This is a genomic window from Streptomyces sp. NPDC046821, assembly GCF_040645335.1.
Taxonomy (GTDB): Bacteria; Actinomycetota; Actinomycetes; order Streptomycetales; family Streptomycetaceae; genus Streptomyces.
On record NZ_JBEYYB010000030.1, the window covers coordinates 1 to 21,437 of the forward strand.

The 21,437-nt window shown below is 69.9% G+C and carries 25 protein-coding genes; 11 read left to right on the plus strand and 14 right to left on the minus strand.

Annotated elements, in window-relative coordinates; genetic code table 11:
- The 5 genes from ABZ893_RS35750 to ABZ893_RS35770 form a co-directional block, all read right to left on the minus strand.
- The coding region (locus tag ABZ893_RS35750; protein ID WP_361412537.1) for a biotin carboxylase N-terminal domain-containing protein at positions 1-131 on the minus strand (131 nt) is incomplete at its 3' end.
- On the minus strand, positions 128-601 hold the full coding sequence (locus tag ABZ893_RS35755; RefSeq protein WP_361412479.1) for a cobalamin B12-binding domain-containing protein: 474 nt from the start codon (positions 599-601) through the stop codon (positions 128-130). The genes ABZ893_RS35750 and ABZ893_RS35755, both read right to left, overlap by 4 nt.
- A gap of 101 nt (positions 602-702) precedes the next feature.
- Positions 703-906, minus strand: a complete 204-nt coding sequence (locus tag ABZ893_RS35760; RefSeq protein ID WP_361412481.1) for an acyl-CoA carboxylase epsilon subunit — start codon at positions 904-906, stop codon at positions 703-705.
- Between the two features lie 10 nt (positions 907-916).
- On the minus strand, positions 917-2,491 hold the full coding sequence (locus tag ABZ893_RS35765; protein WP_361412485.1) for an acyl-CoA carboxylase subunit beta: 1,575 nt from the start codon (positions 2,489-2,491) through the stop codon (positions 917-919).
- A gap of 81 nt (positions 2,492-2,572) precedes the next feature.
- On the minus strand, positions 2,573-4,159 hold the full coding sequence (locus ABZ893_RS35770; protein WP_361412486.1) for a methylmalonyl-CoA mutase family protein: 1,587 nt from the start codon (positions 4,157-4,159) through the stop codon (positions 2,573-2,575).
- 121 nt (positions 4,160-4,280) lie between these two features.
- Here ABZ893_RS35770 and ABZ893_RS35775 point away from each other — a divergent pair, with 121 nt between their 5' ends.
- Positions 4,281-4,967 (plus strand): helix-turn-helix domain-containing protein, encoded by a 687-nt coding sequence (locus tag ABZ893_RS35775; RefSeq protein WP_361412487.1) that lies wholly within the window; start codon positions 4,281-4,283, stop codon positions 4,965-4,967.
- 7 nt (positions 4,968-4,974) lie between these two features.
- On the opposite strand, the gene ABZ893_RS35780 is transcribed toward ABZ893_RS35775, so the two are convergent.
- Both ABZ893_RS35780 and ABZ893_RS35785 read right to left on the minus strand, forming a co-directional pair.
- Entirely contained in the window at positions 4,975-5,361 is a 387-nt protein-coding gene (locus ABZ893_RS35780) for a DUF6083 domain-containing protein (RefSeq protein ID WP_361412489.1), read from the minus strand.
- Positions 5,362-5,537: 176 nt separating this feature from the next.
- A complete protein-coding gene (locus ABZ893_RS35785; RefSeq protein ID WP_361412491.1) occupies positions 5,538-6,725 on the minus strand; it encodes a hypothetical protein in 1,188 nt (395 codons plus the stop codon).
- 606 nt (positions 6,726-7,331) lie between these two features.
- Here ABZ893_RS35785 and ABZ893_RS35790 point away from each other — a divergent pair.
- Both ABZ893_RS35790 and ABZ893_RS35795 read left to right on the plus strand, forming a co-directional pair.
- Complete coding sequence (locus ABZ893_RS35790) at positions 7,332-7,646, plus strand: hypothetical protein (RefSeq protein WP_361412539.1); 315 nt, start codon at positions 7,332-7,334, stop codon at positions 7,644-7,646.
- Between the two features lie 144 nt (positions 7,647-7,790).
- On the plus strand, positions 7,791-8,006 hold the full coding sequence (locus tag ABZ893_RS35795) for a hypothetical protein (RefSeq protein ID WP_361412493.1): 216 nt from the start codon (positions 7,791-7,793) through the stop codon (positions 8,004-8,006).
- A gap of 33 nt (positions 8,007-8,039) precedes the next feature.
- Here ABZ893_RS35795 and ABZ893_RS35800 read toward each other — a convergent pair whose 3' ends face one another.
- Complete coding sequence (locus tag ABZ893_RS35800) at positions 8,040-8,735, minus strand: hypothetical protein (RefSeq protein ID WP_361412495.1); 696 nt, start codon at positions 8,733-8,735, stop codon at positions 8,040-8,042.
- Positions 8,736-8,942: 207 nt separating this feature from the next.
- On the opposite strand from ABZ893_RS35800, the gene ABZ893_RS35805 reads away from it, so the two are divergent.
- The 3 genes from ABZ893_RS35805 to ABZ893_RS35815 all read left to right on the plus strand — a co-directional run bounded on the left by ABZ893_RS35805 (position 8,943) and on the right by ABZ893_RS35815 (position 11,283).
- A complete protein-coding gene (locus ABZ893_RS35805) occupies positions 8,943-9,632 on the plus strand; it encodes an FCD domain-containing protein (RefSeq protein WP_361412497.1) in 690 nt (229 codons plus the stop codon).
- A gap of 230 nt (positions 9,633-9,862) precedes the next feature.
- Complete coding sequence (locus ABZ893_RS35810) at positions 9,863-10,216, plus strand: DUF4333 domain-containing protein (protein ID WP_361412541.1); 354 nt, start codon at positions 9,863-9,865, stop codon at positions 10,214-10,216.
- A 50-nt stretch (positions 10,217-10,266) separates the two neighbouring features.
- Positions 10,267-11,283, plus strand: coding sequence for an alpha/beta hydrolase (locus ABZ893_RS35815; RefSeq protein WP_361412499.1), 1,017 nt, complete (start codon positions 10,267-10,269; stop codon positions 11,281-11,283).
- 1 nt (position 11,284) lies between these two features.
- Here the strand turns inward: ABZ893_RS35815 and ABZ893_RS35820 are convergent, their stop codons facing one another.
- Positions 11,285-12,493: an MFS transporter gene (locus ABZ893_RS35820; RefSeq protein WP_361412501.1), complete on the minus strand. Its 1,209-nt coding sequence runs from the start codon at positions 12,491-12,493 to the stop codon at positions 11,285-11,287.
- A 44-nt stretch (positions 12,494-12,537) separates the two neighbouring features.
- The gene (locus ABZ893_RS35825) at positions 12,538-13,488 is read right to left on the minus strand and encodes a LysR family transcriptional regulator (RefSeq protein WP_361412503.1); all 951 of its coding nucleotides are present in this window, start codon (positions 13,486-13,488) and stop codon (positions 12,538-12,540) included.
- Between the two features lie 165 nt (positions 13,489-13,653).
- Between ABZ893_RS35825 and ABZ893_RS35830 the strand changes: the two genes are divergently transcribed.
- From ABZ893_RS35830 to ABZ893_RS35840, 3 genes are all read left to right on the plus strand, one after another.
- A complete protein-coding gene (locus ABZ893_RS35830; RefSeq protein WP_361412505.1) occupies positions 13,654-14,898 on the plus strand; it encodes an MFS transporter in 1,245 nt (414 codons plus the stop codon).
- Positions 14,899-14,962: 64 nt separating this feature from the next.
- Positions 14,963-15,670, plus strand: coding sequence for a TetR family transcriptional regulator (locus ABZ893_RS35835; protein WP_361412507.1), 708 nt, complete (start codon positions 14,963-14,965; stop codon positions 15,668-15,670).
- A gap of 17 nt (positions 15,671-15,687) precedes the next feature.
- Positions 15,688-16,656, plus strand: coding sequence for an EamA family transporter (locus ABZ893_RS35840; protein ID WP_361412509.1), 969 nt, complete (start codon positions 15,688-15,690; stop codon positions 16,654-16,656).
- Here the strand turns inward: ABZ893_RS35840 and ABZ893_RS35845 are convergent.
- The 4 genes from ABZ893_RS35845 to ABZ893_RS35860 all read right to left on the minus strand — a co-directional run bounded on the left by ABZ893_RS35845 (position 16,637) and on the right by ABZ893_RS35860 (position 19,557).
- The gene (locus tag ABZ893_RS35845; RefSeq protein WP_361412511.1) at positions 16,637-17,065 is read right to left on the minus strand and encodes a hypothetical protein; all 429 of its coding nucleotides are present in this window, start codon (positions 17,063-17,065) and stop codon (positions 16,637-16,639) included. The two genes, ABZ893_RS35840 and ABZ893_RS35845, sit on opposite strands and share 20 nt — an antisense overlap.
- 41 nt (positions 17,066-17,106) lie before the next feature.
- Positions 17,107-18,303 (minus strand): globin domain-containing protein, encoded by a 1,197-nt coding sequence (locus ABZ893_RS35850; RefSeq protein ID WP_361412513.1) that lies wholly within the window; start codon positions 18,301-18,303, stop codon positions 17,107-17,109.
- 99 nt (positions 18,304-18,402) lie between these two features.
- Positions 18,403-18,873 carry an Rrf2 family transcriptional regulator gene (locus tag ABZ893_RS35855; RefSeq protein WP_361412515.1) on the minus strand — a complete coding sequence of 157 codons (471 nt, stop codon included), beginning with the start codon at positions 18,871-18,873 and terminating at the stop codon, positions 18,403-18,405.
- A gap of 147 nt (positions 18,874-19,020) precedes the next feature.
- Complete coding sequence (locus tag ABZ893_RS35860) at positions 19,021-19,557, minus strand: N-acetyltransferase family protein (protein WP_361412517.1); 537 nt, start codon at positions 19,555-19,557, stop codon at positions 19,021-19,023.
- Here ABZ893_RS35860 and ABZ893_RS35865 point away from each other — a divergent pair.
- Together ABZ893_RS35865 and ABZ893_RS35870 are read left to right on the plus strand one after the other, a co-directional pair.
- Positions 19,556-20,125: an XRE family transcriptional regulator gene (locus ABZ893_RS35865; RefSeq protein ID WP_361412519.1), complete on the plus strand. Its 570-nt coding sequence runs from the start codon at positions 19,556-19,558 to the stop codon at positions 20,123-20,125. The two genes, ABZ893_RS35860 and ABZ893_RS35865, sit on opposite strands and share 2 nt — an antisense overlap.
- Complete coding sequence (locus ABZ893_RS35870) at positions 20,122-21,426, plus strand: MFS transporter (protein WP_361412521.1); 1,305 nt, start codon at positions 20,122-20,124, stop codon at positions 21,424-21,426. The genes ABZ893_RS35865 and ABZ893_RS35870 overlap by 4 nt, the downstream gene beginning before the upstream one ends.
- Positions 21,427-21,437: the final 11 nt, after the last annotated feature.

A 21,437-nucleotide genomic window follows, 5' to 3' on the forward strand; every position in this document is an offset into this window, starting at 1 on the left:
GCCGCGCGGACGTGCAGAGCGTCCCGGTCCGGATCGGCGTAGACGGCAACGCTCGCGATCCCGGCGTCCCGGCACGCCCGGGCCACGCGGACAGCGATTTCGCCACGGTTGGCGATGAGGACTTTGTTCAACATGCGGGCTCCAGCGCGGGATCCGGGGTGTCGGTGGGGGTGAGCAGGCGGTCGACGGTCTCGACGATGGAGCCGATGCCCGCGCCGGGGGTGAAGACGGCGTGCACGCCCATCGCTTCGAGGGCCGTGACATCGGCGTCGGGGATGATGCCGCCGACCAGGATGCGGACGTCGCCGGCGTCCTCCTCGGCGAGCAGCTCGATCACCTTCTCGACGATCGTCAGGTGCGCGCCCGAGAGGACGGAGAGTCCGAGGAGCGGGGCGTCCTCGGCGATGACGGTCGCGACGATCTGCTCCGGGGTCTGGTGCAGCCCCGTGTAGATCACCTCGTAGCCCGCGTCGCGCAGCGCTCGTGCGATGACCTTGGCGCCACGGTCGTGGCCGTCGAGGCCGGGCTTGGCGATCACCACGCGAGCGCGCGGGGCCGGTGCGTGACCGGCACGATGCGCCCCCTGTTGCACGGCGTTCATGAACTCTCCGTTCGGATGGTCGGTGGGGTGGGAGGAGGGGCGCCGGCCTGTGACGGTGACGGCATCGGGTGGTGCCCGGGTGGCGTTGTGGTGGAGCCCGGTCAGCGCGGCCAGTAGGTGCGGGCCCAGGCCCCGGGGCCTTGCTGCGGACGGGAGTTGATCCGTGCCGGGTCGGCCCAGGAGTCGCGGGTGCGTGCGGTGGCGGTGGGGGTGTTGGCGATGGCCGCCGCGCGGGCCTGGACCACCGCGAGGGCGGCGGCGAGTTCTTCGGGGGTGGGGTTGCCCCGTACGACCTTGATCATCATGGCCGGGCTCCTAGAGGGGGATGTTGCCGTGCTTCTTGGGCGGCAGGGTCTCGCGCTTGGTGCGGAGCTGGCGGAGGCCTCGGACAATGTGGGAGCGGGTGTCGGAGGGCATGATCACGGCGTCGACGTAACCGCGCTCCGCCGCGGTGTAGGGGTTGAGGAGGGTGTCCTCGTACTCCTGGATGAGCTGGGCGCGGGTCGCGTCGACGTCGTCCGCTGCCGCGAGGGTCTTGCGGTGGAGGATGTTGACCGCGCCTTGTGCACCCATGACGGCGATCTGGGCGGTGGGCCAGGCGAGGTTGAGGTCGGCGCCCAGGTGCTTGGAGCCCATGACGTCGTACGCGCCGCCGAACGCCTTGCGGGTGATGACCGTGATGAGCGGGACGGTCGCCTCCGCGTAGGCGTAGATCAGCTTGGCGCCCCGGCGGATGATGCCGTCGTGCTCCTGGTCGACGCCGGGCAGGAAGCCGGGGACGTCCACGAAGGTGAGGACCGGGACGTTGAACGCGTCGCAGGTACGCACGAAACGCGCGGCCTTCTCGGAGGCCGTGATGTCCAGGCAACCGGCGAACTGCATCGGCTGGTTGGCCACGATGCCGACCGGGTGACCCTCCACCCGCCCGAAGCCGGTCACGATGTTGGGCGCGAACAGGGCCTGCGTCTCGAAGAACTCGGCGTCGTCCAGGACGTGTTCGAGCACCTTGTGCATGTCGTACGGCTGGTTCGCGCTGTCCGGGACGATCGTGTCCAGCTCGCGGTCCTCGTCCGTGATCTCCAGGTCCGCCTCCTCCGGGAAGACCGGCGCCTCGGAGAGGTTGTTGGACGGCAGGTACGACAGCAGCTGCTTGACGTACTCGATGGCGTCCTTCTCGTCCCCGGCCATGTGATGCGCCACGCCGGACACAGAGTTGTGCGTACGGGCGCCGCCCAGCTCCTCGAACCCGACGTCCTCACCGGTGACCGTCTTGATGACATCCGGACCGGTGATGAACATGTGCGACGTCTGGTCCACCATCACCGTGAAGTCGGTGATCGCGGGGGAGTACACCGCGCCGCCCGCACACGGCCCGACCACGAGCGAGATCTGCGGGATGACCCCCGACGCGTGGGTGTTACGCCGGAAGATCTCACCGTATGCGCCGAGCGCCATGACGCCTTCCTGGATGCGGGCGCCGCCGGAGTCGTTGATGCCGATGATCGGGCAGCCCGTCTTGAGGGCGAAGTCCATGACCTTGATGATCTTCTGGCCGTAGACCTCGCCGAGGGCGCCGCCGAAGACGGTGAAGTCTTGCGAGAAGACGGCCACCGGGCGGCCTTCGACCGTGCCGTAGCCGGTGACGACTCCGTCGCCGTAGGGCTTGTTCTCGTCCAGGCCGAAGGCGGTGGAGCGGTGGCGGGCGAACTCGTCGAGTTCGACGAACGAGCCTTCGTCCAGGAGCAGTTCGATGCGCTCACGCGCCGTCAGTTTGCCCTTCGCGTGCTGCTTCTCGACGGCGCGCGCGGAGCCGGAGTGGGTGGCCTCTTCGATCCGGCGCCGCAGGTCCGCGAGCTTGCCCGCGGTCGTGTGGATGTCAATGTCGTTCATTGGTTTGCTCCGCCCGGTGCTTACTGGTCAGAAGGCTCGGCAGGTCCTGACGGCTCGCAGGGACCTGAAGAATCGTGTGGATCAGAAGGTGTCGTGCGGCACGTGTACGCCCCACACATCGCGCAGCGCGTGCGAGACCTCGCCGACCGTGGCGCGCAGCCGCAGGGCCTCGCGCATCGGAGGCAGGACGTTGTCGGTGCCGCGCGCCGCGTCGCGAACCGCCTCAAGAGCACGCTCGACGGCCGCGTTGTCGCGGTCCGAGCGCAGCGCCGCGAGACGTTCGCACTGATCGACCTCGATCTGGGGGTCGACCCGAAGCGGCTCGTAGGGCTCTTCCTCGTCGAGCGCGTACTTGTTGACACCGACCACCGTGCGTTCCTGGTTGTCGATCTCAAGCGCGATCCGGTACGCGGACTTCTCGATCTCCGACTTCTGGAAGCCCTGCTCGATCGCCGCGACCGCGCCACCGCGGTCCTCGACAGCCTGGATCAGCTCGAGCGCCGCCGCCTCGACGTCGTCGGTCATCGACTCCATGACGTAGGACCCGGCGAACGGGTCGACGGTCTTGGTCACGTCCGTCTCGTACGCGATGACCTGCTGCGTACGCAGGGCGAGCCGCGCCGCCTTCTGCGTGGGCAGCGCGATGGCCTCGTCGTACGAGTTGGTGTGCAGGGACTGCGTACCGCCGAGGACGGCGCCGAGGCCCTGGAGGGCGACGCGGACGAGGTTCACCTCGGGCTGCTGTGCGGTCAGCTGCACACCGGCGGTCTGCGTGTGGAAGCGCAGCATCTGCGACTTGGGGTTCTTGGCGCCGAACTCGTCACGCATGATGCGGGCCCAGATCCGGCGGGCGGCACGGAACTTGGCGATCTCTTCGAGCAGCGTCGTCCGGGCGACGAAGAAGAACGACAGGCGCGGCGCGAAGTCGTCGACGTCCAGACCGGCGGCGATCGCGGCGCGCACGTACTCCTTCGCGTTGGCGAGGGTGAAGGCGATCTCCTGCGCGGGCGTGGCCCCGGCCTCGGCCATGTGGTAGCCCGAGATGGAGATGGTGTTCCAGCGCGGCATCTCCTTGTGGCAGTACGCGAAGATGTCGCTGATCAGCCGCAGGGACTGCTTCGGCGGGAAGATGTACGTGCCGCGGGCGATGTACTCCTTGAGCACGTCGTTCTGGATCGTGCCGGTGAGCTGGTCACCGGAGACACCCTGCTCTTCCGCGACGAGTTGGTACAGCAGGAGCAGCGTCGAGGCGGGCGCGTTGATCGTCATCGACGTCGACACCTTGTCCAGGGGCAGGCCCTGGAACAGCGTGCGCATGTCCTCGATCGAGTCGATCGCCACGCCGACCTTGCCCACCTCGCCGCGCGAGATCGACTCGTCCGAGTCGTAGCCCATCTGCGTCGGCAGGTCGAAGGCCACGCTGAGCCCGCCCGTGCCGGCGCCGACCAGCTCGTGGTAGCGCTCGTTCGACTCCTTGGCCGTGCCGAAACCGGCGTACTGGCGCATCGTCCACGGGCGGCCGGTGTACATCGACGGATACACGCCACGCGTGTACGGGAACTTGCCCGGGGCGCCGAGGTCGGCGTCCGCGTCGAAATCCGTCAGCGACCCGACGTCGTAGAGCGGCTTGATGGGCAGGCCGGACTCGCTCTGTGCATCGGAACCCACGCCGGGCCTCCTTCGGTACTGGATGTCTACTAGACGGTACTCAGTACCATCGGCCGGGGCAAGTGGCTCCCGGACGCCGGGACAGGGAAGGATGGGTGGCTATGAGTGAGGATGGATGGTCATGAGTAAGCCAGCCGCGCGGATCCGACTCGCGGACGCCGCCTTCGCGCTCTTCGAGGAGCGCGGATACGAGCAGACCACCGTCGAGGACATCGCCGAGCGCGCCGGGCTTGGGCGCACGACGTTCTTCCGGCACTACCGGTCGAAGGAAGACGTGATCTTCCCCGACCACGACCGGCTGCTCGCGCTGATCAAGGACAGGCTGGCGACCTCCAGCCACGGCACCGGCCTCATCGCCGTCTCCGAGGCGGTCCGCCTCGTGCTGCTGCACTACATCGAGGAGGGGGACCTCGCGCGCCTGCGGTACGAGCTGACCAGCAAGGTCGCGGCTCTACGGGACCGGGAGATCGCGAGTGTGGCCCGATATCAGCGGCTGTTCCGCGAGTTCATCGCGGACTGGATGGGTGACCCGACGGAGTCGGCGTCACTGCGGGCCGAACTGATGGCGGCGGCCGTGGTGGCGGCCCACAACCACGTACTGCGCCGCTGGCTGCGCGGGGAGACGTCCGACGCGGTGGCGGAGGTGGACGAGGCGATGCGCGAGGTAGTGGCCCTGTTCCCGGCGCCGTCCGGCTCGGCGGACGCCGGAGAAGGCGGCACCACCCTCGTGGCCTTCCGCACCGGCCAGGACCTCGACGCGCTGCTTCCTTCGCTGAGGCGGCTGGTGGAGGGCGGGGCGGGGGACTGAGTACTGCTCAGCCCACGTTGGGGAGCGGGGCATCTCCGGGTGGCGGCTCCGGATCCGTTTCCTGACGTAGCGCTTTGCGCCCGTTCTCGCTCCGCATCGACGTCAGCCACGGCCACAGATCGGGAAGTGCCTGCCCGGCGCAGGCGAGCCGGTGCTCGATGCGGCACTGCTGCGCTCCGTCCACGGGGCACACGCCGTACACGGTCACCTTGCCGTCCGACGTCTCGATCCAGCGATGCTCGGCCGGCACCAGGTGTGCCGGCACCCGCATCTCGGGCTCCAGGAGAACCCAGTCGTGTTCGAGCGTCGGCACCCGGTCCTGCGGCAGCCCGCAGTACGGGCAGTGGAGCTGCCCGATGCCGATGCGCGTGACCCGCCTCCCCGATCCCCTCATACTGCGAGCGTGCGTTGCGGGAAGCCCTGACACACGTACGACTTCGGACGGGACTCTTGGGATGGAGGAGGCGGTATACGCCACAGCGGGCGACACCCGCCACAGAAGTCACCTCACGCCCCACAGGGCGCGGCCGGAGTGGCGCCGTAGACAGGAGGCGGGCCCCCGGTGATGGGTCAGCCGCCGCGCTTGAGTCGTACGACGACCGGGGCGCCGAAGGGGGAGCCGGACTGGTTGACCTGGACATGTCCGGCGCCCAGCCACTCGTCCGTGCCGGGCACCCGGTGGACCTCGTTCAGCCACAGCGACTGGTTCGACGTCTTGCGGGCGCCGGTCGACAGCGGCAGGCGGTGCCGCTTGATCTTCACGCAGCGGCCGTCGTCCGTCAGGTACCAGTTGCCGTAGAGGAACAGGCCCTCGTCGTCCTGCGCCATCGGCACCCGCTGCCCGCAGTTGCCGGGCGCGGGCTCCTGCTCGGCCCACCGCGAATCGTCCCACCGCAGCCGGATGTACTCGTCCGCGGGCTCGTGGTCCATCTCGCCGTGGTTGAAGCTGTTCTCGCCGTACGTCAGCACTTCGCCGTCGTCGAGCGCGAAGGCGCCGTAGAGGGTGGCGCCCGGCTCGGGCGGCATCGGGTCCTCGAAACGGAACTCGGGTGTCTCCACCGACTTCCACGACGTACCGTCCCAGTGCATCGTGGCGGGCTGGATGTAGGGGAGGCCCGCAACGTATTCGGTGCCCGGCCCGGTCGAGCGGTGACCGACCGCCCAGACGTCGTCCGGCCCCGCGATCTCGAGATCGGCGGCGCGGTGCGGTAGCCGTGTCGTGGTCCAACGGGTGCCGTCCCAGTGCCGGGCGGTGAACGGCTGGCCTACCAGGGAATAGTCGAGCACCCAGATGTCGTCCGGACTGTCGGCCTCGAAGTCCGCGATCTCGCCAGGCGGCGAGTTCGGCACGGAGGTCCAGCGGGCGCCGTCCCACTTGGCCCAGGGGTGCACGTCGTCCCGCTGGCCGTTGGGCCTCAGCCACAGGGTGTCCGGCCCCACCTCTTCGAGGCGCGGCGGGTACGTGGGGGCGCCGACGGCGTCGGGCAGGGGCTCCCGCTTCCACCCTGTGCCGTCGAAGTGCAGCAGGTGGGCGTCGGACCGGCCGTTGTTCTCGATGGCCACCGCCCAGATGTCGTCCTCGGACAGGGCGGCGAGGTCGGTGATCTCACCGCTGAAGTCGGAGATGTGCTCGAACTCCCAGGTGAGGGAGCCCTCTTGGGACTTCGAGGTGGCACTGCCGCTACCGGAGGCCGAGTTCTTGGGAGCCTTCGACTCGGATCCCGTCCCACACCCGGAGATGAGGAGAGCGGAGGTCAACGCAACAACAACCACTAGACCGCTGGGGAGCATCCCCCTGCGTCTGACTCCTGCCGCTCCGCCCATGGCCGCCCCCTGTCGCCCGCCCGAGGAGCAGTTCCCCGGCGAGCGGGCAGCGTACCTCCGCAGGCCGGGACGTGGCCCGCCTCAGAACAAGTCACCGCGGACTCCGGTCGCCGGAGGCGCAAGTGAAGGTGGCGTGGAAAGTTCGCCGAAAGGTGAACGACGAGTGACCGTCACCGATGAGGGTGCCACTGGGTGTGCACGGAATGGGCACACCAGGGTGACATGCCTGACGTTAAATGGATTCCGGCACTCGCACATTTGGGCAAGTTGCCGAGTACCTGGCCATATTTGGGATATTCGGATGGCCGTGTAACGCGAGGGTGGTCGGGTGACGCAGACTTGTACGGGCCCGCGCGACCGCCGTTGCGCGTAGCGCGGCGGGCGATTGTCCTGAGAGAAGTCCAGGAGCGTGTTCGCCCCTGCCCCGGCCAGCAAAGTGACACGTCAGATTGGATTCCCGTGAGTAATACCGACCCGATGGCCGGACCCCCCGCGTACGACCAGTACTCACAGAACTCGCAGTACCCGCCGCAGGCCCCGATGCCGCCCCAGGCGCCGCAGCGCAGGGTGAGGGGTGAGGGCGGTGCCCGGCAGACCGGTCTGATCATCCACACGATCGCGGACATAGCCGCCGGATTCCTTGGCCTGTGGATTCTGCTCTATCTGCTCGAAGCCAACCAGGGAAACGTCTTCGTCGACTTCGTGCACGGAACGGCCGACTGGCTGGCCTGGTGGTCACAGGATGTTTTCACCATGGACACGGAGGGCCTTCGCGTTCTCCTCAATTACGGTCTGCCCGCGGTGATTTATCTCGCGGTCGGACACGGGATCTCCGCGCGCCTCAGCCGCGTGTGACGGTAATTCAGTTGCTGTCCGTGGCCTGGTGAATGAGCGGATGCTTTCTTCCGGGCCGCATCGGTGGCCCAGCCTTTCGGGGACCGGTCGGACAGTCGACGAGCAGAACGACAGACTCGACAGACACCGAGAAGGATCATCCTTGTGAATCTCCAGACAGCCGGAAACGATGAACTGCCCGTCTACGACAGCCTGGTCCGCGAACGCGGCGACGTCGTGGCGGAAACCCGGTCGGTAGCCGAAGAGGCGCAGATTCGGATGGCCCAGGCACTCAGTGGGCACGGCATACTCCAGCCGGCCCCCGACCAGATGGCCCCCCAGCCCACCGCCCCGGCGGACGGATCCACCGGGGTCGGGTAGGCGGAGACGTTCAGCCGACCGGTTCAGGTCGGCTCAGCTCACGAACTCCCGGTCTCCGTAGCGCACTTGAACTTCGCTCCAGTTGACACCGAGCCTCGCCGTGAACTTCCGGGCCAGCGGCAGGTCGGCAAGCGGGGCGATGAGGACGAGTCGGCCGTCGTCGACGGTGACCGAGCCGCCACCGAGCTTGCCGCGGGCCACCGGGTCCGCGACAAGCTCGTCGTGCAAACGGCTCGCGCTCACGCCGGGAGCCTCGATCTCCAGGGAGTCGGTCTCCGGCGACGTCCGCGGCAGACAACGGAACGTGAGCACGGACTCCTGACGGTACGTCTTGGCGACGACGCCGGCGATGTGGTGAAGCCCCTCCTTGCCGACCAGGTTGATGTCGAACTCGCGTGAGCGCTCGTAGGTGGCCTCCTGAAGGTCGCCGGACCAGAAGACGCCCTCCAGGAGCTTGGACGGTCCGGGCAGGGCACCGTGAGCGAGGACGATGCCCCGCACTTCCCGCTCGAAGCGCCCCAGACGGGTCTGAAGCCGGGGGTCGCCGGGGTCCGTGATGACCGCGGTGTTGTCAGTGGCGAAGAGTTCGGCCGTGGAGCAGGACGATGAGGCGGAACTCGCGGCCTGAGTGCTTGCCTGAGTGCTTCCGGCACCGGATACGCCCAGTGCCAGTGAGGCGACAGCAGCGGCAAGCAGACGAAACGGCCGCCGCGCGATGGTGATCTTCATGAGTCGATCAACGAGGCGACGGCGGGTTCGTTGCGCGGGGGTGAGGGGCGGGAGGGGCACAGCCCGCTCGTCGAGCGATTGCGCGCGTCCGACGCCGGCGGAGGGCGCTGCACTCCAAGAGAGGCAGGCCCCCCGACGGCGAACGTGACTGCCTACGGCACCTTGTTGTCGGGTCCTCAGACAACCTGAGAGGTAAGCGACTTCATCATGACGCTCGGCGCATTGCGACCCAACTCCCTGGCTGACCAGGCCGCTCAACGCTTGCGCGAAGAGATCTCGTCCGGCACCTGGCCGGTCGGCTCCAAGCTGCCCGGCGAAACCAGCCTCGCCAAGTCCCTCGGGGTCGGACGCTCGACGGTTCGCGAAGCCCTGCGGGAACTCGCCACGGCAGGACTGGTGCAGGCCCGGCAAGGTGCGGGTGTGTTCGTCACCGGGACCGAAGTGCGCGGCGACTGGCCCACGCGCCTGCGTACCGCCGCGATCACCGAGGTCTACGAGGTGCGCATGATGATCGAGGTGGAGGCCGCCCGGCTCGCCGCCCGACGTCGTACGGCCGAAGACCTCTCGGCCCTGGACGCCGCCCTGGCTCAGCGCCGCGAAGCCGCCGCGGCCGGCGATGCCGAATTCGTCGACGCGGACATCCGGTTGCACGGTGCGGTGGTCGCGGCGGCCGGTAACGGACTGGCGATGACCTTGTTCGAGGACTTCACGCCCTCCCTGCGGCGGGGCCTGATCGACCTCCTGAGCCTGACCGGGCTGCGCTCCGACGCGCCCAGGCACGGCGAGGACGCGCACGCGGCGCTCGTCGAGGCCATTCGTGACCGGGACGCTGACGCCGCAGGGCGCGTACTGCGAACCGAGCTCGTCGAGACGCTCGCCCTTCTGCAGGCGGACTGACCCGCGCGCGACTGGCGCCAGGCGAGTACGGCACCCTGAACCGGCGAGCTCAACTCCCTTGGTCGGGTTACCAGATGGGGTGAATTTGTGACGCCGTCAGCCCGGACCGTTCGCGGTGGTGGACGGACGGCTTCATAACGAGGGGGTCTCGCCCAGTAGGCTTCGGGGGACTTATTTGCGCTTTACTTTTTTGAACGTCTCGAAGGGATCCCCCCATGACCCGTGCCCTCATGACCCGAGCCCGATCCTCCGTTGTGACGTGGAGCGTGTCGGCTCTTGCTGTGAGTGCCCTGCTCGCCGGTTGTTCGGCCTCGGTCAGTGTGGGGAAGTCGGACCCGAAGCTCTCCAAGGACAAGCTGGCCACCACCGTCTCCGAGAAGCTCGCCGCCACGACGGGCCAGCCGAAGCCGGACATCACGTGCCCCGAGGACCTTGTCGGGAAGGTCGGCAACACCGCCCGCTGCAAGCTCACGGCGGACGACGGCAGCACGCTGGGCGTGACCGTGAAGGTCAACTCCGTCGAAGGCAGCCAGATCAACTTCGACATCAAGGCCGACGAGACGCCCACCCCGGCTCCCTCCTAAAACGCGCGCGCCGGGCACGCAGGGGTAAGTGAGTGAGGGAACGGGGGCGCATGGCCGTGGGGTCCGACAGTGTTCCGGACGTGCCGATGACGGCGCCTCCGTTCGATCCTGAACTCGACGTCGTGCTGGCCGAGTTGGGCCATGAGTCGTGGGAGCTGATCACTCCCGCCAATCTGGCGGAGCGTCAACTTCGGGATGCCACGGCCCGGCCGAGGCCGACGGTGGAGGACCTGCGCGCCGGTGGACGTTTCGACGTCGCTGAGTGGAGCGTGCCGGGACCGGAGGGCGCTCCTGACGTCACGTTGGTGAGCGCGCGGCCGGCAGGGCTGACGGGGGAGTTGCCCCTGCTGTACTACCTGCACGGCGGCGCGATGGTCATGGGGAACGCATGGTCGGTGCTGCCGCGCGTACTCCGCGAGTGGGCGCTTCCCTTGGGCCTGGCCGTCGTATCCGTCGAGTACCGGCTGGCGCCCGGGACGCGTTACCCCGGCCCGCTGGAGGACTGCTACGCCGGGCTCGTGTGGGTGGCCGGTCACGCCGCCGAGCTGGGCATCGATCCGGAGCGCATCGTCATCGGGGGCAAGAGCGCCGGCGGTGGGCTTGCCGCCGCGCTCGCCCTGCTCGCCCGCGACCGGGGCGGGCCGGGGGCGCTCGGGCAGTTGCTGTTGTGCCCGATGCTCGACGACCGGAACAGCAGCTTCTCGAGTCGGCAGATGTCGGGCCGGGGCATGTGGGACCTGACGTCCAACGCGACCGCGTGGCAGGCGTTGTTGGGGGAGCGGTACGGGGACGACGATCTGTCGCCGTACGCCGCTCCCGCCCGCGCCGACGACCTTTCGGGGCTGCCCCCGGCCTATGTCGACGTCGGGTCCGCGGAGATGTTCCGGGACGAGGACGTGGCCTACGCCAACGCCATCTGGCAGGCCGGGGGCCAGGCCGAGCTGCATGTGTGGCCCGGCGGCTGCCACGGTTTCGACAGCCTGGCGCCGCGCTCGGCCCTCAGCCAGGACGCCTGGGCCGCCCGCACACGCTGGCTGGAACGCGTCCTCAAGCAGGCCGAGTCCTGATTCACCGGCCGGTGGCCGCCTCCTCCGGTTGCGCCCGGAGCCGCCGCAGCAGATAGCCCGCCGCCGTGGTGACCAGGGCGGCCATGCACGCGATGAACACCAGCCCGGCGCCTTCCAGACCGATCGGTCCCGTCAGGACCCCGACGCCGATGACCGGCACCGAGATCCCCGCGTACGCCACCACGAACAGCGTCGAGATCACCGAGGCGCGCTGGTCCGGTGGAGACGCCTCGGCCACCGCCGACATCGCCGCACGGAACGACAGCCCCTGCCCCGCCCCACCGACCACCGCGCTCAGCACCACGAGCGCCAGCAGATCCCACCGCAGCGCGCCCGCGAGCAACGCGAGCCCGGCGAAGAGCGCGGCGCAGCCCAGCGGAAGCGACCGCTCCGTCCCGACCCGCCCCACCGCCAGCTGCCCCGCCGTCGAGGCGAAGAAGGCGAGCGCGACGACGAGGCCACTGAGGGCGTGGTTGTGCACGTCGAGGGACTCCGCGAGGAACGCCGGACTCACCGACGTGAACACCCCGAACAACGAGAACCCCACGAACGACGCGGTCGCCGCCGGCCCGAACACCGGCCGCACCGGCGCGGGCAGCCCGGGCCGCTGCGGCCGTACGGTCCTCAGCGGCCGCCGCTCGCTCACGGTTTCCGGCAGCCACAGCAGCACGGCGGCCGAAGCCGCCACCAGCGTCAGGTGCACGGCGAAGGGCAGGTACAGCGGCCAGGCGGCGTACTGGGCGAGCACGCCCGCGAGCAGCGGGCCGCAGCCGAGCCCGCCCATGTTGGCGGCCGTCGCCACGAAGGTGGCCCGGCGCCCACCGCCCGGCGGCGCCAGCTCGATCACGTACGCGGTCGCCGCCCCTGTGAACAGGCCGGCGGCGAACCCCGACAGCAGCCGCCCCGCGTACAGCCAGCCGAGGCCGGTGGCGCTCAGGAAGCAGATGGCGCTGGCCGCCGCGCAGCCCAGGCCGGCCAGCAGGACCGGCCGCCTGCCGACCGCGTCCGAGACGTTGCCCGTCAGGAGCAGCACCCCGATGACCCCGAAGGCGTACACCGCGTACACGACGGTCACCGTCAGCTCGGAGAAGCCGAACTTGTCCTGGTAGAGGCCGTAGAGCGGGGTCGGGAGCGTGGTTCCGGCCATGCACACGGCGAACACCGCGCCGCCGAGCGAACACGCCCGCCATGTCCGACGATCACGGATCATGCGTCGACGGTAGCCCTGTCGGTGGCGGCGTACCCGCTGGGTGGTCAGTGTGCTCTGGAACGGGAATCTGGCCACTTGGCCCACTCCGGCGACCAGATGTCGCCGTCGGTGAGCGTCCTGGAGCTGAGGTGCTCACGCAGCCTGGCCAGCGTGGGGTGCGGGTTGTCGCGGTGCCAGAGAAGTGAGTGGGGATACACCGGCGTCGGCTTCCGGACGGCGATGCGCCGCAGGCCGTGGTCGGCGGGCCAGGCGAGGCGGGTCTGCTCTCCGACGAAGGTCGCGAGCGTCCGGGAGTCGGCGATGGTGTCGAGCAGGGGCTCGGTGCCGAAGTCGGGGCCGGTGATCTCGATCGTGAGCCCGAACGCGGCGGCGAGGGCGTCGTAGTAGGCGGCCCATTCGGTTCCCGGAACGATGCCGGGCATCCAGATCCGGTGTCCGGCGAGATCGGCGGGCGTGACCGAACGGGCCGCGGCGAACGCATGGGACGCCCCGGTCAGCAGCTGGATGGGCTCGCCGAGGACCTGGGCGGCCTCGATGTCGTCGGGGAGCTCCCGGCCGGGCATCGTGACGGCGCGGAACGACGCGTCGATCGTCCCGGACCGCACCGCGTCGATGGCCGCGTCGGCGTCGAAGAGGGTCACTACGTCGAGCTCGGCCTCGGGGTGCGCGCGATGGAAGTCACGTACGAGGTCCGCCGGGGCGAGGCGTCGGCCGATCACGTCGACCCGCAGCGCGCGACGCCCGGGACGAACGGAAGCGAGCGCCCGTTCCTCGGCCCGCAGGAGGTCACGTGCGTGAGGCAGGAACGCCTGCCCGTCGATCGTCAGCTTCGCTCCGCGCGGGGTACGGGTGAACAACCGCACGCCCAGGATCTTCTCCAGCGCGGCGATGCGTTTGGAGACGGCCTGCTGCGTGACCGACAATTCATCGGCTGCGTCCTGGAACCGTCCCGCATCCGCGGCGGAAACAAAGGTGCGCACAGCGTCGAGATCCACGACGGCGATGCTATCGGCACAACAGATGGTTGTGCATCCATGGCCGGTCGGTTGTTTGATCTCGCCGTCCGGTCCTCGCTTTGATGCCGATGGTCGGCGTGGTGATGGTTCGGTTCGGTGAGAGGTGCGTGGGGGATGGCGAGGCTGAGGCTGACCCTGGGGTCGATGTCCGGTGGCAGGAAGCTCGGGCGGCAGTTCGGACTCCTGTGGGCCGCGTTCGCCGTCAGCTCGTACGGCACCTCGCTCGGATTCGGCGCGTTCCCCCTGATCGCGATCCTTGTGCTGCACGCCGGGCCGACGCAGGTGGCGGCGCTGGCGGCCATGGGGCGGGCGGTGGGAGCCGTGGCTGCCGTGCCGCTCGGGCCGTGGGTGGAGTTCCGTCGTAAGCGGCCGGTGATGATCGCGATGGACCTGATCCGGTTCGCGGCGATCATCAGCGTTCCAGCCGCGTACGTCTTCGGCTGGCTCAGCTTCGCTCAACTTCTCGTTGTCTCGGTCGTCGTAGCGGCGGCGAACATCGCCTTCAGTGCGGCCAGTGGCGCGTATCTGAGGTCGCTGCTTCCGCCGGAGGACCTGCTCGTCGCGAACAGCCGGTTCGAATCGACCACGTGGACGTCGACGCTGACCGGGCCACCGCTCGGCGGAGCCGCGATCGCGATGTTCGGCCCGGTGGTCACCGTGCTGGCCGACGCGGTCAGCTACCTGCTCTCGGCCCTCGGCATCCGAGCCATGGGCGGAACGGAACCACGCCCCGCCCGCAAACCGTCGGCGCGACTGAGGGCGAGCGATCTGGTCGAAGGGTGGCGTTACATCCTCACCCACGCCACGCTGCGCCCCCTGTTCTTCAACGGAATCCTGGTCAACGGCCTGATCATGGCGACCGAGCCGCTCCTTGCCGTACTCCTCCTCGGCCGCCTCGGGTTCGCGCCCTGGCAGTACGGGCTCGTGTTCGCCGCGCCCTGCATCGGCGGCCTGATCGGCGCACGCCTGGCGCGCCGGCTCGTGGCCCGGTTCGGGCAGCACAAGGTGATGTACACGGCGGGTGCGCTGCGCGCCTGCTGGTCCGTCGGCCTGGCGTTCGTCGGGCCCGGCATCCCCGGGATGGCCCTGATCATGGCCGTCCAGCTCGGGTTGGTGACCAGCTGCGCCCTGTTCGGCCCGGTGCTCTCCACGTATCGCCTCGAACACACCGCCCCGGATCGCATCGCCCGAATGCTGACCGCGTGGTCGGTGAGCAGCAGCGCCTCCATCGCTGCGTTGACTGCGCTGTGGGGTCTGCTCGCCTCTGTTGTCGGTCTGCGTACGGCGATCGCGGCGGCGGGAGTGCTGATGCTGGCCACGCCGCTGCTGTTGCCGCGTCGGGAGAAGGCGGCGCACGGTGCGCCTGCGGAGGCTACGAGTCTTACGTGACGGGGGCGCTGCCCGGCTGCTTGCTTAGGTAGACTGGTCTACCTAATTAATGCGAGGAGTGGCCATGGCTGACACCGACCGCGGGGCGACACAGCCCCGTAAGCGCCGGGGGAGCGCGAGGGAACGGCTGCTTGCCGCCGCCGCGCGCCGTTTCTACGCGGAAGGGGTCTCGGCGACAGGCATCGACACGATCACCGCCGACGCGGGCGTGGCGAAGATGAGCCTGTACAACAACTTCTCCTCCAAGGCTGACTTGGTGATGGCCTATCTCGACGCCCGCCATGAGGAGTGGCTGGGGCTGTATCGGGGGCGGCTTGCCGAAGCCGAAGCCGAAGCCGAAGCCGAAGCCGAAGCGGAAGCCGAAGCGGAAGCCGAAGCGGAAGCGGAAGCCGAAGCCGGGACCGGTGTCAGGGAAGCCGGAGTCGGGCCTGGTCGCGTCGGCGTGCTCGCCGTTTTCGATGCCTACGCCGATCACGCGGCCTTCGCCTACGAGCACGGATTCCGTGGCTGTGGGCTCCTCAACGCCGCCGCCGAACTCCCCGCCGGGCACGAGGGCCGGGACATGGTGCGACGCCACAAGGAGGAAGTGGAGGGCCTGATCGCCGCGCACCTGGAGGAGTTGCTTCCCGGACAGCCGGAAAAGGCGAGGGCCACGGCCGAGCACCTGGCATTCCTGCTCGAAGGGGCCATGGCGCGGGCCGGCCTGGAGAGCGCGGGCACGCGGCTGGAGCACGCGCGGGTCATGGCCGCCGACCTGCTGGACCGGCTGTGACGCGGGTTGACGGTGGTGTGACACGGGTCGCCGGATCGGCGGGCGTCGGATCCCTCTGCGTACTGATCGCATCGATCCTCTGGGGCACCACAGGAACCGCCGCCACCTTCGCCCCCGCAGTCGGCCCCCTCGCGATCGGTGCCGCCGCGATGGGCCTGGGCGGACTTCTCCAAGCCCTCATCGCCGCACCCCGCATAGCCAGGGAAGCATCCGGCCTGCGCGCACAGCGCGGCGTCGTCGTGCTCGGCGCGCTCGCGGTCGGCGCGTACCCTCTCGCCTTCTACACCTCGATGCACCTGGCCGGCGTCGCCGCCGGAACCGTCGTGTCGATCGGCTCCGCGCCCCTCGCCTCCGCCCTCGTCGAACGCGTCGTGGACGGACGCCGCCTCACGCGCCGCTGGATGACCGGCGCCGCCCTCGGCCTCACCGGAACCGTCCTGCTGTGCGTGGCCGAAGCAACCCAGAGCCACTCCGCCTCCGGCGCCCGGTCCGCGGGGTCGACCGTCCTCGGCGTAGGCCTGGGACTCGTAGCCGGATTCACCTACGCGCTCTACTCCTGGGCGGCACACCGGCTCATCAGCCGTGGCGTCACCTCGGGCGCGGCCATGGGTACCGTCTTCGGGATCGGCGGGCTGATGCTCCTGCCGGTGCTCGTCGCGACCGGCGCCCCGCTTCTCGACTCGTGGTCCAACGCGGGCGTGGGGGCGTACATGGCGTTGGTGCCGATGTTCCTCGGCTACGTCCTGTTCGGGTGGGGTCTCGCGCACGTGCCGGCGAGCACCGCGACCACGCTCTCGCTGCTGGAGCCCGCCGTCGCCGCCGTACTGGCCGTGCTCGTCGTCGGCGAGCGGCTGCCCGTACTGGGGTGGGCGGGTATTGGCCTGGTCGTCGGCTGTCTTGCCGTACTGACAGCCCCCATCCGTACTGCCATCAAGAAGCCGGCAGTGGCCCAGGCCCCTGCCGAGGTCACCGCGCGAGCGTCGTGATTCCCAGGGCGAGCAGGGCCGTGACCTTGGCGGTTTCCAGGGCGACGTAATACAGGTGCCCGCGTGAGCGTGGCAGGTCTTCGCCGGCCAGGACGCGGTCGGACCGCCGGTTGAGTCCGGGGCGGACCACTCCGACCTGAGCCGCGAACAGCACGAGCACGGCCACCGCCGGTACGAGGACGGGCGTAGGCGCGCCCCCTGCGGCGACCGCGACCAGCACGATCGCCGCGAACGCGGCCTCTGCGAAGTTCAGCGCGCGAAAGACGAGACGGCCGATGCCCAGACCGATCGGGATCGTCACTCCGGGGGCGCGGAACTTCAGCGGCGCCTCCAGGAAGGAGATCGCCAGGACCATCCCGAACCAGACGAACGACACGGCGGTGACGGCGGCCTCCGCGGTCGTGTTCATTGATGTGGCGCCCTTCTACTCGTACTCGTTGGTTTTGAGTCTCATTCCCCGCCGAGCCACAGGTCCGGGCCGAAGGCCTCGTAGTGGATCGACTCCGCGGGAACTCCCCGGCGCAGCAGGTCACCGCGTACAGCGCGCATGAAGGGGAGCGGGCCGCACAGGTAGGCGGTCAGGCCTTCGGGCAGGTCGAGGGTGGTCACGTCGGCCTGGCCGGTCGAGGCCTGGGGTGCTGTAGAGCCCGGCTCCTCGTACCAGAGGTGAAGGGAGGCGCCCGGGAGGGCGTCGACGAGGCGGTGCTGTTCGTCGCGGTGGGCGTGGTCGGCCGGGGTGCGGTCGGCGTGAACGACCGTCAGCGCACGGGGCGTTGACTCGGCGGCCAGGTGGTCGAGCATCGCCAGCATCGGAGTGATGCCCACACCGGCGGACGCAAGGAGCAGTGGCCCGTCGCCCTCAGGCAGGACGAGATCGCCGAACGGGGCGGAGACGGTGAGGACTTGACCCGCCTGAGCGTTCTCGTGCAGCCAGGAGGACACCTCGCCCTCCGGCGTGGCCGCGCCCGCGACGCGCTTGACGGTGATGCGCCACTCGGGGCTGCCCGGTGCGCACGACAGGCTGTACTGGCGTATCTGCCGTGCGCCGTCGGGGAGTTCGACCTGGACGCTCACGTACTGGCCCGCGCGGAACGGGCCCGTGGCGCTGCCGTCGGCGGGGCGGAGGGTGAAGGAGACGGTGTCCGGGGTCTCCTCCTGGCGGCCGGTGATCTCCATCTGCCGCCAGATGTCGCCCTCGGCGGCGCCGGCCTCCTGGTACAGGCGGGCCTCGATGGCGATGAGCGCGTTGGCCATCAGCCAGTAGACCTCGTCCCAGGCCGCCGCCACCTCCTCGGTGACCGCATCGCCGAGGACTTCGCCGATCGCGGCGAAGAGGTGCTGGTGGACGAGCTTGTACTGGTCGGACGTGATGCCGAGGGAGGCGTGCTTGTGGGCGATCCGGCCGAGCATCGCGTCCGGCCTGGCGTCGGGGTGCTCCACCAGCATGGTCGCGAAGGCGGCGATGGAACCCGCCAGGGCCTTCTGCTGCTCTCCGTTGGCCTGGTTCCCGCGGTTGAACAGGTCCCGCAGCAGTTCGGGACGGTCGGCGAAGAGGTTGGCGTAGAACAGCTCGGTGATCTCACCGATGGCCGCGCCCACGGCGGGGAGCGTGGCGCGGATGACCGGGGTGGACTGCTCGGAGAGCACGGGGGACTCCTAGTTGGTGCTTAATTGGTGAATGATCTTCGTATTTAGAGGCGTGCGAGATCGCCACCCGGCAGGGTGGGAATCTCAGGGGAGAGAGGGTCAGTCGGCGTCGCGGCGGCTGGTCAGTCCGACGAGGACCGGGCCGGTGGGTGATGTGACGAGATCGGCGACCGTAAGCGGATCGAGCGCGGCGTAGAACGCTTCCTGCGCGTCACGCAGCGCACCCCGCAGGCGGCACGCGCCGCGCAGCGGGCACGGCGGATCGCCGTCGCATGCGACCACCTCTTCCTGGCCCTCCAGCTCCCGCACCAGCCATCCGACCGACGCTCGCCGGCCGAGCGGGGTGAGATCGAGCCCGCCGCCGCGACCGCGCCGGGCCTCCAGTACGCCGAGGTGCTGGAGTCGTGTGATCGCCTTGGCCATGTGCGCGTAGGGCACGTCCATGACCTCGGCCACCTCGCGGGTGGTGAGGGAGGTGCCCCCGGAACCGCTTCTGGGGCCGCCCTTCTCGGGGACCGCGAGGCGCATCACCGCGCGCAGTGCCAGGTCGGTGAACTTCGTCAGCCGCATGGCCTCACGCTAGCAAATGCGCATCCGAAATCCCTATTTAAGAGGCCGGGGGGCGGTGTGGAGTGCGACACGCTCACGAGCTCATGGCTGTCAGGCGTGCGTGCGGGAGGAGTGGGGAAGCGGCAGCGGCTGACCGAAGGTGTGTGCTCAGCTCGGCGGCGTGTCGTTCAACTGCCGCCGCATCAGCGTCAGATCGAGCCAGCGGCCGAACTTCGTGCCCACCTCGCGCACCGTGCCCGCGTGCTCGAAGCCGTGGCGTTCGTGGAGGCGGACGGACGCCGCATTGCCCGCCTCGATGCCGGCGATCATGACGTGCAGACCTGCTGCCGTGGCGGAGGCGACCAACGTGCCGAGGAGCGTGGAGCCGATGCCGAAGCCGTGGTGGCCCTCGGCGACGTACACCGAGTTTTCTGCGGTGTGGCGGAAGCCCGAGTAGTCCTTCCAGGGGCCGTACGCGCCGAAGCCGACGACCGTGCCGCCCCGCTCGGCCACGTACGCCGAGCCGCGTTCCAGGTGTGCGCCGAGCCAGGCCGCGCCTTCCTCGCGGGTCTGAGGGGTGTCCGTCCACAGTGCCGTGCCGTGCTCGATGGCGTGGTTGCGGATGGCGAGGACGGCGTCCAGGTCGCCCGCCTCCGCCGGGCGGACCGTCACCGCCCGCACGTCGTTCTCGTATAGTGGATTCATGTCCAATATCGTAGACCCCCTGGTGGAGCGCATCGGCTCACGCATCCGTGCGGAGCGGGACCGGCGCCGGTGGACACTGGCCGAGCTGGCGCAGGAGTCCGGGGTCTCGCGGGCGATGATCAACCGGATCGAGCGCGGCGAGAGCAACCCGACCGCCGTGGTCCTCGGCAAGCTGTCGGCGGCGTTCCAGCTCAGCGTCGCCACCCTGCTCGACCCGGGCGCGGGCGAGGATCGCGTACGACGTGGCGACACGGCCCCGCAGTGGCTCGACCCCGACACCGGCTACACGCGACGGCAGATCTCCGGGCCGGGATTCCCCGCCGAGATGGCGGAGATCCGGCTGCCCGCCGGGTCCGAAGTCCCGTACCCCGCCGCCGCGTTCGCGTTCCACCGGCAGCTCATCTGGGTCATCGAGGGCCATCTCACGTTCCACGAAGGCGAGTCGGTGCACGAACTCGACGAGGGCGACACCGTCGAACTGGGCCCGCCCGCGCCCTGCGTCTTCATCAACTCCACCGACCACGAATGCCGTTACGCCGTGGTCCTCGTGCGCGACGACGCGCCATGAGCCGGGCCCGCGGCGACGTCGGCCTGCTCGCCTGCACGGCCGGGATCGCCCTCGCCAACAACTACGCCGTCCAGCCCGCGCTCGGGGATGTCGCGCGCGGCACCGGCACCTCGATGGCCGCCATCGGGCTCGTCACGACGGCCGCACTCGTCGGCTGCATCGCCGGCTTCGCCTTCCTGTTGCCACTGGCCGACCGCGCGGCGCCCCGCCGCCTCGTCACCGGCCAACTCTCCCTGCTCGCCTGCGGGTTGCTGCTCGCGGCAGCCGCGCAGGGGCTGGGGACGCTGCTCGTCGCGTACGTGATCATCGGGGCGGGTGCGAGTGTCAGCGCGCAGGCGTCGGCGATCGCCGGACGGTCGGTGCCGGGGGAGCGGCGCGGATCGGCCGTCGCATTGGTCGCCGCGGGGATGTCGGCGGGGATCCTGCTGAGCCGGCTGGTCGGGGGCGCGCTCGCGCAGGCGCTCGGCTGGCGCGGGATGCTGCTGACCTTCGCGGGGCTGGTGCTGGGGTGCGCGGCGGGGGCGTGGCGGAGGTTGCCTGATGCGCGGCCCATTCCTATGGGGGATGGCGATCGGGCCGTACCCACGCCGGACGGCGACCGCCCCGCACCCACTCGCCAGGGCAAGCCCACCCCAACCCCCACCCCCACCTACCTGGCCACCCTCACCGCACTCCCCGGCCTCCTGCGCCGCTTCCCCACCCTGCGCCGTGCCGTGGTCAACGGCAGCCTCTGGTACTTCGCGTTCAGCCTCGTCTGGGTCGCCCTCACCGTGCGTCTCGCGCAACCCCCGTACGGGCTCGACGCCGCCGCCATCGGCCTCTACAGCCTGGCCGGCGCCCTGGGTTTCGCGGCGCTGCCGGTCGCCGGGCGGCTCAGCGACCGGTTCGGGCCGCGCACGGTGATCTGCGTCAGCATGGGTGCCGCCGCTGCGGGCACCGCCCTGCTCTGCACCGGCCTGGACCGCCCGGCCGTCACGGCGGCGGGCCTCGCCCTCCTCGACGCGGGCTGCTTCACCGCACAGGCCGCCAACCAGGCACGCATCCTCGCCGTGGACCCGAACCGCGCCGGCAGCCTCAGCGGCGTCTACCTGCTCCTGTACTTCCTCGCCGGAGTGGCGGGCTCCGCACTCGCCGCCCCCCTGATCACACTCGGCGGCTGGCCCGCCGCGTCCGGCTCGGTACTCGGCGCGCTGCTCCTCGCCGGACTCCTGGCCCTGCGCCGCGACAAGGACGAGGCGCCGGAACCGGGAACGTACGCGGATCGGCAGGCGTACGAAGACACCTGCGGCCGACCGGCCTGAGCGTGAAGCGG

Excerpts from the sequence above, each read along its gene's own strand:
- ABZ893_RS35775 (WP_361412487.1), top strand. The coding sequence starts at position 4,281 with ATGAGTAAGCCAGCCGCGCGGATCCGACTCGCGGACGCCGCCTTCGCG.
- ABZ893_RS35815 (WP_361412499.1), top strand. The coding sequence starts at position 10,267 with ATGGCCGTGGGGTCCGACAGTGTTCCGGACGTGCCGATGACGGCGCCT.
- ABZ893_RS35830 (WP_361412505.1), top strand. The coding sequence starts at position 13,654 with ATGTCCGGTGGCAGGAAGCTCGGGCGGCAGTTCGGACTCCTGTGGGCC.
- ABZ893_RS35820 (WP_361412501.1), bottom strand. The coding sequence starts at position 12,493 with ATGATCCGTGATCGTCGGACATGGCGGGCGTGTTCGCTCGGCGGCGCG.
- ABZ893_RS35780 (WP_361412489.1), bottom strand. The coding sequence starts at position 5,361 with ATGAGGGGATCGGGGAGGCGGGTCACGCGCATCGGCATCGGGCAGCTC.
- ABZ893_RS35855 (WP_361412515.1), bottom strand. The coding sequence starts at position 18,873 with ATGCGGCTGACGAAGTTCACCGACCTGGCACTGCGCGCGGTGATGCGC.
- ABZ893_RS35845 (WP_361412511.1), bottom strand. The coding sequence starts at position 17,065 with ATGAACACGACCGCGGAGGCCGCCGTCACCGCCGTGTCGTTCGTCTGG.
- ABZ893_RS35835 (WP_361412507.1), top strand. The coding sequence starts at position 14,963 with ATGGCTGACACCGACCGCGGGGCGACACAGCCCCGTAAGCGCCGGGGG.
- ABZ893_RS35760 (WP_361412481.1), bottom strand. The coding sequence starts at position 906 with ATGATGATCAAGGTCGTACGGGGCAACCCCACCCCCGAAGAACTCGCC.
- ABZ893_RS35805 (WP_361412497.1), top strand. The coding sequence starts at position 8,943 with ATGACGCTCGGCGCATTGCGACCCAACTCCCTGGCTGACCAGGCCGCT.
- ABZ893_RS35865 (WP_361412519.1), top strand. The coding sequence starts at position 19,556 with ATGTCCAATATCGTAGACCCCCTGGTGGAGCGCATCGGCTCACGCATC.
- ABZ893_RS35800 (WP_361412495.1), bottom strand. The coding sequence starts at position 8,735 with ATGAAGATCACCATCGCGCGGCGGCCGTTTCGTCTGCTTGCCGCTGCT.
- ABZ893_RS35755 (WP_361412479.1), bottom strand. The coding sequence starts at position 601 with ATGAACGCCGTGCAACAGGGGGCGCATCGTGCCGGTCACGCACCGGCC.
- ABZ893_RS35790 (WP_361412539.1), top strand. The coding sequence starts at position 7,332 with ATGCCGCCCCAGGCGCCGCAGCGCAGGGTGAGGGGTGAGGGCGGTGCC.
- ABZ893_RS35810 (WP_361412541.1), top strand. The coding sequence starts at position 9,863 with ATGACCCGAGCCCGATCCTCCGTTGTGACGTGGAGCGTGTCGGCTCTT.
- ABZ893_RS35860 (WP_361412517.1), bottom strand. The coding sequence starts at position 19,557 with ATGAATCCACTATACGAGAACGACGTGCGGGCGGTGACGGTCCGCCCG.
- ABZ893_RS35870 (WP_361412521.1), top strand. The coding sequence starts at position 20,122 with ATGAGCCGGGCCCGCGGCGACGTCGGCCTGCTCGCCTGCACGGCCGGG.
- ABZ893_RS35765 (WP_361412485.1), bottom strand. The coding sequence starts at position 2,491 with ATGAACGACATTGACATCCACACGACCGCGGGCAAGCTCGCGGACCTG.